Below are 12,456 nucleotides of genomic sequence, written 5' to 3'. Positions count from 1 at the left end.
CTCTTTTTGTTTGCTGTATTTAATGATTCGTCGCCGATTGCCTCTTAAAAACTGAACCCGTCTAGCGCCATCTCGTGTTCGCCAGCAGTGCCGGTCCAGTTCATGTTTCGCTTACCTGAGCTGACGCCCTTCGTGATTCGGATTGGCTCGTTCAGGATGGCTGTGGCTACTGCGTCGATGTAATCGTCCTTTGTCGCTGCGCTGCCTTGGGTCACATGGAGCTTCGGGTTGAAGTCGCGGAGCTGGACGAAAAACGGGGATGACATGACCGAGCTATGGCAATGGATCACTTGTGCCGACAGGCGGACCTCGATGCCTTCGATGATCTTCTTGACCTTCGCTATGCTGGAGTGACGACCGACCACAGCAATCCCAGAATCTGCCGCTGATTTTCGGAGCAGGGCAGGAAGGAATGCACCGACACCGTTGTCCTCAATCGTGACCTGGGGCACTTTGAATTCCTTGGCGTAACCGACCACCTGGCTACATTGCTCTTCAGCTTCGCCGGTCAGGCGGAATGTCCTATGCACGTAGTAGTGCCCATCCATCGTTGTGAAAACGATTGCCAGTACGCTGTCGTCGCTGTTCTTTCGGTTGGTGGCTGGGTCCCAGATGCAAGAACAGGACACCATGCGCTTGCCGCCGATGGACAAGACTGTCTCGCCATTGGCGGTGTAGTAATCAATCTCGCTGCGGTACTCGATCAGGTTGGCTGCATCGAAGAACACGTCATCAGCGTTCATTGGGATCAGCTGTTGCTGAGACATGAACTCAGCCCGTGATTTCGACGTGCGCTGCTTCTTGAGAATCTCTTGGAGTGGGAAGCGCTCAGGCCATGCTGAGATGCCTGTCAGCGTTGGGAACTCGCCTGCTGTTTCAGTGAGCAGCGGGATTTTCAGACTCGATGAACCCTTGTCGATTTGCTCTGGGTAGATCGAGTCGAAAGAGTGAGGCGTTCCGACAAAGAGCGTGCGGCCACCCGGATTGAGCAGGTTGTGTGCTTCGGCGATACGAGTGCGGAGCATGTCTCGCAAGCGTTCGTTGTGAGCGTTCTTCGGGACTTCCACGTCATCGAAGATCAACCAGTCGCAACGTGAGCCGGTGACGTTTGAGAGGATGCCTTTACACCAGCAGCTCGGATTTCTTGGGTCGTCTGATCCCGTTACCCAGAACTGATCTTCACGCCACATGTTGTCCTTGCCACGAAGGTGCTTGGCAAGTGGGTGATTGGCGATGACGTTCGATACGTCACGGACGATCTTTACAGCAGTGTCGTGGTCAGCTGACTGCACAAGGATGCGCAGCGTCGGGTCTTTGACCAGAAGGTAGGTGATGAGCAGGGCAAGGATTGTCGACTTGCCTGCGTTTCGGAAAACCTGAAGGACAGCTTGCCCATCGTTCCATGATGAACTGTTGTCAAGGAACTGCAGGATGAGTAGGTGAAGCTGTGGGATGCACCACCCTTGCTGCTGTGCCCAGACTGCAAAGAAAACCTTGAAGTCGAATTCGGCGGTAGGTGCTCTGCGTCTTGGCTGGCCTCTAGTCTTGCGGCCTGCTATTGCCTGTTCTCGTTGTCCTTGGGCCATTGCGCCTCCACGGTGTATTGCTCCGTGTCAGCGCTTGGGCTCATCAGTGCTTCAAGCTGAAGATTGGCTTGGTCAATGATGTTCTGAGTTTCATCGGTTAGAGCTAGGTTGTTGGAATGATCGGAAAGAAGTTCGTCGCCATACTGGTCATCTGCTTCCAGTGTTAGGGCAACAGTTCGGGAGTTGTTGATGACTGCGATAACCCGACTGCAGTAGGTAAGTCGGTTTTCGTTGAGCTTGCGTTCGTCATTGGTCTGAAGCGCAAGGGGTGGTGCTTTGGATAGCACGCTCATTTCGACAGCAAGACGTTCGGCGAGCTGGCGCATCGACCTGATCATCTTCTTCTGCACCCGGTCAGGATTCGCTAGAACCTGATCGTGTGCCTTCTGCAGAGCTTTTCGCTCGGACTGTGTTGCCTTCAGTATTCGTGTCGCTGTGACGACTATTTTTTGTTCTTCTTCAAAGTTACTCAACGCTTCTCCTTTTCCTGATCTTCTCTCTCATGGCCGGGGTCGGTGCTGCTATGTCGTTTCTAGCAAGTGGTGGGCGCTTACCCTCTCGCTGTTGCTTGATGACATGTTTATGGTCTTGGACGACTTCCCTGAACAGCCTTGAGACGATATCTATATTTATTCTGGGTACGCGTTCCAGCCCACCGTAAGGCTTACGTTCTCGGCCTTTTGCGGTTTCTGTCGTGCGGGGCTGGATGTTCCAGTCTGTCTTGCGGGTGTACTTCGATGGCATGGGTTACTCCTTGATGGCTTGTTCTGCCTTGTCCAGCACTCCACGTAACCAGAGCAGGTTCTGAAGTGGCAGAAGCTTTCTGGCTCGATGCACGTCAGAGTCTTTCCATTCGCCGTGAGTGGCATCCTTGATGATCGTCGAGACGTCTTCGAGATGGCCCCAGCCCGGACCCAATATCTGACCTGTCAGGTTCACATCCCTGAATCGCTTCTGCTGATCGGTAATGCCAAGCATGGTTTGCGGTGTCTCGCCTGTGATGGCTAGAGCACGCTTGCCGACTTCGTAGGGCAGACCAAAGATGTTGGTGGCGTCTACTGCAGCCAGGACAACAGATCGTGGATCGGAATCGACTTCACCTTTCGACATCAGTTGCTTGAGCTGGTATTGCACAGCCCCAAGGAAGCCAAGAGCAACCAAGCCTTGCGCTTCTCGTGCTCCGAATCGCTGCCCCAAACCCGCAACCAGAAATTGCTCATGGCCAGCGAAGGTGAAGCTCTGGAATTGCCCAAGCAATGACCCTGTAGCTGTCCTCATCCATTTCGGTAGGGTGGCGGCATGAGGGGCAATCACGTAGTTGTTCGTGGCCTTGTACGCAGCATTGGCGAAAGCGTTGCGGGCTACTTCGTCATCCCATTGACTAGTGTTGGCGAAGCGGAAACCGTCTCGTGTTTCACCGTGTTTTGCGAACTGATCTGCAACCCGTGATGCCATGTCGCTGTCGATGCCGTGGCTGGCAAGGAAGGCCAGCTCGTCCTTCGGAAGCTGCGCATAGGACTGGATGCCACGTATCAGGCGGTTGGACAGGATCGTGCCTGTCAGGTCTTTAGAAAACGCCGTGTAATACTGCATTAGGGTCAGCTTGCCGAAGCGTTGGGACACCTGATCGAGCCCTTGAGCGACCATGCCTTTCCTCGCAAAGCGGTTGTCTAGGCCGTAGTCGTATAGGCTCTGAATGCGGGTGCTTAACGCTGCTTCGAAGCCGACACCAAGCTCCTTTGCTTCTTCACGGGTGATCGAGCGGAATTCCTTCGAGGTCGTGTAACGGACGAATGCTTTACCCCACGGTGCAATGCCATCAGCAGCAATCTGACGTGCAATATCCGACAGGTTCGAAATCAGCATCGAGCCAAGCTGGGTGACGGCGTTGTAGGTCTTGATGGTTGCGCTGGTCTTGGTCCACCAGTCGGCGTCTTGTAGCGGCTTCTTCTGCACGACCTTGTTTAGCCAGCTCAACTCCGCTTTGGCTTCCTTCACTCTGGCTGTGATGCCTTCCAGTGCTGCGTTGATTTGTGTGGCTGATTTGCCTTGCGACTTCAACAGTGTTTCAAGTTGCTGCTGGTATGAGCTGTGCAGCGTGTCGATGTGGGCAAGGTCTGTCGTCAGGTTGTTGTCGCCGAAGACGTCCTTGAAGGTGATGTCGTTGATCATCCTGCGGGAGTAGGTGTCGAGCACGTCGGTCGATGAGTTCACCAAGAAGGGAGCCAGCTCGTTGTCGGGGATTGCGAGAATCCGTTCCTTTAGCGGAGCTGCCTTGCCGATGAGATTTACGTCTCGTGCGCTGACCAGACTGTTGGTCATGCCCATGATTTGCGTGAACACGTCGCTTGCTACTTCCTGCGGATTTTCTGCACCGAAGTGATCAGCCCACCTTGCGACTACAGCTTTGAAGTTGGCTTCATTCGCGGCGATGCGGTCCTTGTCGTAGATGCGGTGCATGTAGGAGTCAGCAGCCTTTGTGGCGATGTCGCCTTCAGCCGTGGCCTTCTGAACTGCTTCATTGAACATCCCACGATCCATTGCTTCTTTGCCGAGTGGGGTGAGGATGTTCTGACGTGCCCAGCCAGCAAGGTTCTTTACCTGTGTGATTGCGCTTTCATCGCCATTGCGTAGGGCTCCTGATACCAACCGATCCAGATAGCCAGGTGTGAGGTACTTCGATGGGTTGGCTGCTACCTCTGCATCGGTGACATTCTCACCAACACGTCGAAGCTCTGCAGCTAGATCAGTTGGGGCAATGGACAGGTTTGCCTTGAAGTTCTTTGCTTCCTTGTTGAACAGATCACCAAAACTACCCATCAGCGTGTCGTGCTGTCGGTTGATGATGGTTTCTGCATCGTGCGGTGTGGCAATGCCGTCGAGGTTCTTGGCTCTGGTGTAGGGATCGACTGCCAGCTTTTGCTTCAGCTCACGGAGCTTGGCGAACAGCGGATTGGTCTTGTCGATTTCTGCGTGGCCTTCGATGAGGGACAGCTTTTCGTTTGGGGAAATGCCGGTGAGCGTAGAGTTACCGGACAAGGCTCTTTGCGAGTTCTTCAGAAAGCCTTCGCCTACCAGACGCTCTGAAGCCAGATCAGTTTGCTGAACGCCAGCAGCACCCACAGAGCCGAACTGTTTGTCAGGTGTAATGGCGTCAGCCAAGTGCTGCTCAACTGCGTCATGGGCGTGTGAAGCCATCTCCGCAGGCATGGTGTCTGCTGTGCTACCAATCATTTTTCTGGCAATGCCTGTGGCTGCGTTCTTTATGATCCACTTGGTGGCGTCCATTCCAAGAGACATACCAGCACCACCAAGGCCAGCGCCGACGATGTTGCTGACGGATTCTGATGTGGTGCGTTCTGCTTGGTTCTGGTGAAGTAACAGCTCTTTGCCTGTCTGGCCTGCGGCCATAGCGCCACCAACACGAGCTGCACGGAGCAAGGCATTGCCTTCACCACCTGTTGTCAGCAGCAGAGCAATATCGATTGGGTCTAGTGATCCTGCGACAAGGGTTGCTCCGAGCTGAGTCATGGTGCCTGCATTGGCGAGGTCTTGTCGTGCTCGTTCCCGCATGTGGAAATTCGACAGCAAGTCGTCTGCTTCATCCTTGTTGCGGGCCTTTGCGACGATGTGCTCGACACCCTTGTACTCGTCTGCGAATGGATCGAAAGATAGGTCTAGCTTTGGCCTGACACGGTTTGTGGTTGGGTCATTCAGCCAGTTCGTGATCGGGTTATTCAGCATGACTGTCGCCCCGATGGCGTCACCCATTGATGTCTTCTCGATAGGCTTTTCTTCACTGCGCAGGTTGATGCCGTGTTTTGCTGTTTCTGCAGTCGATTGCTTTGAGGTCAGAAGCTGGGCGTCGTAACTGGTGTCCTCATTAGATGAGTAGGTAATTGGCATTATTGGCCTCCCATGAAAGTGTCAGACTTTTTACGCTGACCGTGCATTGCCTGCCGCAGCTCATCCAGATTCCTCTGTTGTGTTTCTTCAGCCAATGCTGCCGCCGCTGTGCGTGCTTGCTGCTTTCCTGCGCTGGAAAGTCGCTTTGCTTCAGCATCTACAGCCGCCTTCACCTGATCAGGCGTTGGCGCGAATGTCCAGTTGGCTGTTGGGCTGAGTGGGTTGGCTGGATCTTGTCGAAGGCGTGAGTACAGATTCGTGTCTGGGTCTTTTACCCAAAGCTCGTACTTCTTGTTCTGCATCGTGGCCTGTGTTGGCACGAGCTGGACGTTCTCGCTGCGGAGTGCGACAGACTTGCCTGATCTCGTGATGAAGGACTGGCCTTTGAGGTCGTGATCTAGACCTTGCTGAACGAATGGCTCATCTACACCGAAGACTTTGCTGGGTGCTGCAAACGTCCATGCCTCTGTGCCGCCGTTGGTTAGCTTCGATTTACCGAAGCCCTTGCTGTTCTTGAGGTCGGCAAAGGCTGCGTGTTCCGCTGTGTCCTTGTCCATCCCTGCGGCCATGTTGTTCTTCACGGAAGATGCGAAGGCGTCAGCCATGAAATCAGGTACTGCACGCAGGCCACCGAAGCCAAGGATTCCATCACCGCTTTCTGTTCGTGCCAGTTTGGATAGGGCTGTTGAAGCCTTTTCTCTGACCTTTACCGGGTCTTTCGAGTACGCATCCTTGAACCTATCGTCAGCGATTTTGAGCTGCTCTGACGTTGCTTGCGCACGTGATGCACGCTCTTTGTCGAGGGTCGCAAAGTCCTTACCTTGTCGAGTGACGCCGAAGTAGTAGGCTTGGTTTTCTGGTGACAGGGCAGAGGTGATGAGTGGTGACACACCTCGTGGGTCTGACTTCTTGTCAGTCTGCTCGATGGCCTGAAGCTGTGCGATTGCACGTGCCTTGATGTTGGGATCAGCGGAACCAAGGGCACGATTCAGGTCAGATGCTTTGGTTGGTGGGATGGTCCCCGCCTGGACGTACCATTGAGCACGAACACCAGCCTGTTGCTCTGGCGTCAGAGCTTTGAAGTTGGGGTCACGCTCTTGGTAGTTGAACAGCGTGTCGAGCTTCTTCTTGTCTTCACCTGATGCATTCGCATAGCTTTGGCCGAGAGCAATATTTCCCTGAACTTCTTTTGCATCTCGAACATTGCCGATGTCGCGTTGAACGGCATCGAACGTGAGTGTCTGTGCGTGCATCATCGCTTCTGGGCTAGTAAGGCGCTTTTGCCACGTAGGGTCAGAAACGAATTTGCTGTCAGCTCCGTTCATGTGGATATCGAAGCTGGCATGAGCGAGTAGCTGAGCATCAGAGCGTTTCTGTGCGGCTTCCGCCTTGCGCTGCATGAGGTCAGCTTTGCGGAGCTGAAGGTCTTCGTAGTTGCGGAGCTGCTCATATGCTCGCTTTTCGACAGCATCGACCCGCTGTTGCATTTCATCGAGCTTTGGGCCTAGTGCCTGCTGGAAACCGGGTACTTGCAGGAACTCCTTCAGCAGGCCTGCATTGGCCGCATCCTGCTTCAGTTGCTTCTGGTAATACGCTTCGTCGCTCTCGCCTTTGGCTCGTGGTGCTTGGCGAGCGATGATGCCCGACACAACTGCAACAGCATTGTCGGTAGTAGCCTTCTGCAATCCCTTCACTCGATCTTCCTGACTGAGTGCGACCGCCGCTTGTGGTGTCGAGAATGCATCGAAAATGGCTTTGTTGTTCGACATCCAATTCTTGAATATCTCTTGTGGGTCTGTTCCTGTGGCCGATATCTGGGTGGTTGATGAGACTGCTGAACTGGCAATGCCGGTGACGCCAGCCTTTGCTTGATCCGTTTGGTGGGGGATCAGTACGTGTTTGGCTAGATCCTCGTTGTCGGTGTAGTCGCGGCCCTTGATCCAGAGGTTGGCTGCAGTTTGGACACGAGCGTCTGTGTGCTTGTAGAAGCCTTCGTCGTCGATGATCTGCTCACGCCCTTTATCGAACTCTGTCTTCGCATCTTCGACGGAAAGCGAGCCATCGTTTAGCCGCTTGCTGATATCAGCCCTCAGACCAGATAGCTTTGCCGTGTAGTTGATCTGCGCCTGTTTGAGCATCGAGTCATTGACCCCGAAGTTCAGGGCTTCTTCTTTGGCTTTCGTGTCTTCCTGCATCCTGCGCAGGGTTTCAGCCTTGTACTGATCGACACGCATGGATTGATCTGCAGCAGCGAAGCCGATGTTTGATGCCTGATCCAGAGCTTGTGCCGCAGCCCGACCAGCAACAGCTGTATCAGCCACTACGCCGCCATAGCCTTGAGGAACACGGATTGGTCCAAGGGCTGGGGCCACCGCATTGCCGAACTGGCCCGATGGGTCTGTGATCCTGCCTGCCGTTTGTTGGGGTAGGGCTGATCTGGTTTCTGGAATGAATAGTTGTCCTGCCATGTGCGACCTCAGGTTGTTGTAGTTGTTGTGGTCTTGGCCGTTGTCGATTTCTCGTAGAGACCGTATGAGCTGGCTGCCGAACTCAGCAGGGAAATTCCTGCCTGCCAGTTGGTGGCTGACTGATGAGCACGTGCTTCAACTTGCATTGCACGAGCCCGATTCGTACTCGACACTACTGCCATCTCACCTTCAGTTTTGTACTGCCAAGCTTTGTCGATACCGGAGTACAGAGCGGCGAGGGCGTCTGATGTGGCAAGGTCGGTGGTTTTGTCGCTCATGATCTGCGCTGAACCTGCGCCAACTACCAATCCTGATGCAGCAGCTTGTGAGGCTTGTGCTCCACGCATTGCCATCGCCTGCGCCTTGATCTTGTCCGCTTCGATCTGTGCTGATCGCATTGCATCGGAAGCAGCCAGGTCGTTCAGGTCGTTTTGTAGGTGCCCCTCGTAGGCTTGGTTTTCTGCAGCGATCTTGGCGTTATGGGTGTTTGTCTTTGCCGCTTCGGTGCTGGCGTAGGCGCTTGCTGCCGCAGCTGCTATTGCGGCGATTGCGAGATAGGTTGCTGTTGCGTATGCCATCGGTTCTCCTTAAACGAATTTCGAAAAGACGTAACCGACATGCTCAAAGCCAACACGTGCATACAGTCCAGCCGTTCTGTCTGTATTTACGTTGGTGCTGTTACTGATGATGATTTGTGTCGCACCTAGCTCGCGTGCCGTCTTCTCATAGGCGATGATCAAGCGGGCTCCTGCCATGCCGCCTCGTTTCTCTTTGCTGATGAACAGCGCTTGATCGCAGGCCATCAAGCCACCGCCAAACCAGTGCTGCATGACAAACCCGACCATGCCGCCAATCACTTCGGCGTTTTCTTCTGCGACCAACACGATGCCGGTGCCGACCTCAGGATTTGGATTGGTGATGCAGATTCGGAGGAAGGCGGCAGTGCCGACAGGGTTGTAATCCAGCCTGCTGTACTGGCTTTCGCTGTGCATTTCATGGCCGAGTTCAACCATGCGAGGTATGTCAGCAAGGGTGGCTTTTCTAATCAATTTTCTTCTCCTTAAACTTCCGCTACTGCTGCTTTGACGATCACGCCGAGCAGCGTGAATGGCTGCGCCGTGACTTGTTCGATACGAATGGTTTGTGGCTTTCTCCAGCCGGTGGCCTTGACCATAAAGTCACCAGTGAATGGCGGTATGGCCTCGCCGAGAGGGACAGCGGTTGTCCTGAATGGGTGGTCGTGCCCATTGACCCTGCAGTTGATTGAGTCCTGGACACGCAGCACGATTTCCGTAATGGACAGAGCCCGACCTTGGGTTGAACCCATGCCGCCATCGCCAAATTCAGGGTTCAGCGTTTCGATAACGGTTGTGTAGTGAGTGCCGACTTTGACGGTGCGTGCTGCGTAGTCGAGGCTGATGCTGCCCGTGGCATCGACTGTTCTTGATGCATGAACGTGGCCGTCAGCAACAACATCGACCGTCTCGCCAATGAGATGGTTAAAGCCGCTGAATGCTTTCGTTGGGCTTGCTGCGGTGACAACCTTCGAGCTGTCGGTGTAGATGCCGGTGTAGTCGAGTTTTTCGATGAAGCGCTTCAGGATTCCGTTGATCCAGCGGGAAACGACGAAGTACACGTCATCGTTCTTCGAGTTCTGCAGCGACACGACATTTTCGAAGAGGCCGTCAGTTGCGTGCCTTGCCCAGCCTGTAGATTGGAAGTCGCGGGACAGGGTGAGTGAGATGAGCTGGCCGTCTGATCGCACCATCCATGCGATGTAATCAGGGTCTTGAGCAAAGGCCATGTCGATTACGCCAGAACCTGTGATGTGCTCTGCGAACATCGTCAGGTCAGGTGCTACGTTGGCGTCTTCTGTCACCGAGTAGCTGATCGCACGCACCTTCTTCATGTCACGCTGAAGGAAGATCACTTCAGAGCCGATGCGGATTGGACGAACGCTGGATGTGCCGTGGAAGGTCTGTGGCTGAAGCTTTACGCTGGATGGAGTGATGCCGCTTGTGCCGCCTGCTGCGCTGAACTCTCCTGAGAAGGTGAGGGGCAACATGTTGCGGGCTGATACAAGGTGTCTGATCTGGTCGTAGCTGTTGGAAGCAATCGTGAACTCGATGCCGTCTGTTTCCAGTGAGCCTTGCGTAAAGGTCGTGTAATCGCCGGTAGCTGATCCCCACATCGTTTGCGGGTAGAGCGGTGCGCCTGCGAACCAGAGGCGCTGTTCGAAGAACGTGACAGCAGCAGGGTAGTTGTTGGGGCTCCACTTCAGATGAGGTGAGCCAGTTACGCTGCCGCTTACTGACCACTCTTGCCGATTCGAATCTGAGTACACGCACGTGATGGTCCATGTCTCGTTCGGAGCTATGTCGCTTGCCGATATCTCGACCAGCGTGCCATTACCTGTGCCTGTCTTTGTTACAACACCACACACCCCACCAGTTACCGTGAAAGTGAACTTGTCCCCGATTACGAACTTTGTTGAGCTGCTCAGAATCTTGAAGCTGATATATCCGCTTTCGTACCAGTAGTCGGTCAGGGCACGATGCGTGACTTCGCACTCGGTCAGCAGCCAAACTGCATCGCTGACCCGCTGCAGTTGCATTGGTGGGTACTTCGGGTGCGCAAAGAACAGCGTATTGCCTGATTGCGCATATGAGAGCTGGGGCAGGTCGTCTTCGGTGTATGGGCAGACAAGCTGGTAGTTGTTTGCGCCGTTCTTCACGAATGAAGAAGTGTTGTTCTTGATGAACTCGATCTTGCCGCCGTTGAACACGAGCACGTACGCAATGGACTCGTTGTAAACAAACGGGATCAGCTTGCAGGTCTGGTCCGAGTTGTAGACCTCATCAATGAATGTCGTGCCCGGTCTGCGAGTGCAGCCGCCGTGAAACAGCGGGTAGGCGTTGAGCATCGTGGATGTGGCACGCTCGTACTGCTGAAGGTCTGACCGTGCGAGTAGCCGTGGTGAAATCTCGCCCCACTGAAAGGCGTTCTGGAATTTCTGAAGATTCGGCATTGCTCAGTACCTCGCCGAAAGGAAGGTGCTGGGCTCCTGACCGAAGCTATCTGCTGTGTCCTCTGTGGAGTCGATGAACTTCGCCGCTTGAAACTTCTGGGAGAACGTGGCGAACAGCGCTTCACGGTATGAATTGCTCTTCGTGAAGGTGTAGGCCAGTTCGTAAGCGATGCGCTCAGCAAGTACATCGGCGAAGGCTTCATCCCATGACGCCGTGTCGATGTTGTCGAAGACGTAGCGAAGGGTGATGACTGGCACATCGGTGTAGATGCTCCTGCCTTCGAGCTTGTAGATCGGATTGCCTTCGATGCGCAGAACCCGGATGCAATCAGCAGGAAGAAGAAATGCGTACGTGTAGAGCGGGTGATCGTGTTGGGACAGGCGAGGCAGAATTGCCGTCTTGATGGCGAAGTTCCACGGATGCAGACGCAGCAGCGATTTGCGTACGTTGTCCCAGACGAGATTGACCTGTTGGGACTCGATGCTCCCGTCGTTCAAGCTGGTGATGGTGTTTGCACCAAGCTTCGATAGGGCGGTGTTGATGATCGTGATCTGAGACATTGGCTGTCCTCTTGTTCTTGTTTTGACTATTTAAGCCAGGGCAAGAAAAAGGCGACCCGAAGATCGCCTTTCAAAGAACTGCTCAGATGGATTACTCGACGCAGATGAACTTCGTCACGCCTGCGTTTTCGATGACGGTTGCCCCAAGGGAAACGTAGCTGTTGAACAACGTCGATACCTTTTGTGGCACGTAGTTAACTTCGGTTGTGATGTCCTTGCCGACAGCGATACCCAGAGCCTTCTTGCTGAAAGCGAAGCAGGTACGGTTGTTGGTTGCGATAGGCAATCTGGTCGACATGACCCAGTTGAAGCCGAAGACGTTTCCGATTGAACCTTGCTGGATTGCGTTGAGGGCGTTGTAGTCAGCGCTGGTGAGTTGCTGGATTTGAAGAGCTTCGGAAAGCTGCTTTGCACCGATCACGATCACTCGATCTTCTGGCTCGACATCGCTGCCGTTCAAGTAGGTCAAACACTCTGCGATCTTTGCGAGGGTGAAGCCGCCAGTAACGGTTGCCGTGGTGTTGGTTGCTGCAGCTAGGGCTGTGATGATTACGTCGTCAACCTTGCGACCGATAGCGCCGACGATTGAGTTCTTGTAAGCCTCTGCAAGGTTTGCATTGGTCTTGATCTCGTCGAGCTTGTCGAGGTACACGCCAGCGTAGTAATCGGCCAACGTGACTGAGACGGTTGATGCTGTTGGGTCCAGAGCCGTGATGTCTGAATCACGAGTCTTGGTGTTCGCTGTGATCGCAGCGACTTTAGGGAAGTTGTAGGTGGAGCCGACAACACCACGAATGGTGAGTCCTTGGTCCATCAGCTTTGTGCCTTTTTGCTGGAAGGCCAGCTTTACCTGATCGGACCATTGCTGAATGAATGCATTGGTTACTGAAGTTGCCATTTGTCATAC

10 protein-coding genes are annotated in these 12,456 nt (G+C 54.1%); all 10 read right to left on the bottom strand.

Annotated features, from left to right (window positions below; all coding sequences use genetic code 11):
- Nucleotides 1-44: 44 nt before the first annotated feature.
- On the bottom strand, nt 45-1,586 hold the full coding sequence (gene terL, locus Q9Q94_RS10340; RefSeq protein ID WP_305979986.1) for a phage terminase large subunit: 1,542 nt from the start codon (nt 1,584-1,586) through the stop codon (nt 45-47).
- The gene (locus Q9Q94_RS10335; protein ID WP_305979985.1) at nt 1,556-2,059 is read right to left on the bottom strand and encodes a hypothetical protein; all 504 of its coding nucleotides are present in this window, start codon (nt 2,057-2,059) and stop codon (nt 1,556-1,558) included. The genes terL and Q9Q94_RS10335 overlap by 31 nt, the downstream gene beginning before the upstream one ends.
- Entirely contained in the window at nt 2,052-2,330 is a 279-nt protein-coding gene (locus Q9Q94_RS10330; RefSeq protein ID WP_305979984.1) for a hypothetical protein, read from the bottom strand. The genes Q9Q94_RS10335 and Q9Q94_RS10330 overlap by 8 nt, the downstream gene beginning before the upstream one ends.
- Before the next feature lie 3 nt (nt 2,331-2,333).
- Entirely contained in the window at nt 2,334-5,492 is a 3,159-nt protein-coding gene (locus Q9Q94_RS10325; RefSeq protein WP_305979983.1) for a hypothetical protein, read from the bottom strand.
- A complete protein-coding gene (locus Q9Q94_RS10320; protein ID WP_305979982.1) occupies nt 5,492-7,960 on the bottom strand; it encodes a hypothetical protein in 2,469 nt (822 codons plus the stop codon). The genes Q9Q94_RS10325 and Q9Q94_RS10320 overlap by 1 nt, the downstream gene beginning before the upstream one ends.
- 8 nt (nt 7,961-7,968) lie before the next feature.
- A complete protein-coding gene (locus tag Q9Q94_RS10315) occupies nt 7,969-8,538 on the bottom strand; it encodes a hypothetical protein (protein WP_305979981.1) in 570 nt (189 codons plus the stop codon).
- 9 nt (nt 8,539-8,547) lie between these two features.
- Complete coding sequence (locus Q9Q94_RS10310; protein ID WP_305979980.1) at nt 8,548-9,009, bottom strand: GNAT family N-acetyltransferase; 462 nt, start codon at nt 9,007-9,009, stop codon at nt 8,548-8,550.
- Between the two features lie 11 nt (nt 9,010-9,020).
- Complete coding sequence (locus Q9Q94_RS10305; RefSeq protein ID WP_305979979.1) at nt 9,021-10,988, bottom strand: hypothetical protein; 1,968 nt, start codon at nt 10,986-10,988, stop codon at nt 9,021-9,023.
- Between the two features lie 3 nt (nt 10,989-10,991).
- A complete protein-coding gene (locus tag Q9Q94_RS10300; protein ID WP_305979978.1) occupies nt 10,992-11,549 on the bottom strand; it encodes a hypothetical protein in 558 nt (185 codons plus the stop codon).
- 91 nt (nt 11,550-11,640) lie between these two features.
- The gene (locus Q9Q94_RS10295; protein ID WP_305979977.1) at nt 11,641-12,447 is read right to left on the bottom strand and encodes a phage capsid protein; all 807 of its coding nucleotides are present in this window, start codon (nt 12,445-12,447) and stop codon (nt 11,641-11,643) included.
- Between the last annotated feature and the right edge of the window lie 9 nt (nt 12,448-12,456).

It is taken from the genome of Uliginosibacterium sp. 31-16, assembly GCF_030730865.1.
GTDB lineage: Bacteria > Pseudomonadota > Gammaproteobacteria > Burkholderiales > Rhodocyclaceae > Uliginosibacterium.
Note: the sequence above shows the minus strand (reverse complement) of the source record. Positions and strands in the feature narration are given on the sequence as shown.

Bases quoted from the DNA above. Each gene is read 5' to 3' on its own strand.
- terL (WP_305979986.1), bottom strand. From the start codon at position 1,586: ATGGCCCAAGGACAACGAGAACAGGCAATAGCAGGCCGCAAGACTAGA.
- Q9Q94_RS10330 (WP_305979984.1), bottom strand. From the start codon at position 2,330: ATGCCATCGAAGTACACCCGCAAGACAGACTGGAACATCCAGCCCCGC.
- Q9Q94_RS10325 (WP_305979983.1), bottom strand. From the start codon at position 5,492: ATGCCAATTACCTACTCATCTAATGAGGACACCAGTTACGACGCCCAG.
- Q9Q94_RS10320 (WP_305979982.1), bottom strand. From the start codon at position 7,960: ATGGCAGGACAACTATTCATTCCAGAAACCAGATCAGCCCTACCCCAA.
- Q9Q94_RS10315 (WP_305979981.1), bottom strand. From the start codon at position 8,538: ATGGCATACGCAACAGCAACCTATCTCGCAATCGCCGCAATAGCAGCT.
- Q9Q94_RS10305 (WP_305979979.1), bottom strand. From the start codon at position 10,988: ATGCCGAATCTTCAGAAATTCCAGAACGCCTTTCAGTGGGGCGAGATT.
- Q9Q94_RS10300 (WP_305979978.1), bottom strand. From the start codon at position 11,549: ATGTCTCAGATCACGATCATCAACACCGCCCTATCGAAGCTTGGTGCA.
- Q9Q94_RS10295 (WP_305979977.1), bottom strand. From the start codon at position 12,447: ATGGCAACTTCAGTAACCAATGCATTCATTCAGCAATGGTCCGATCAG.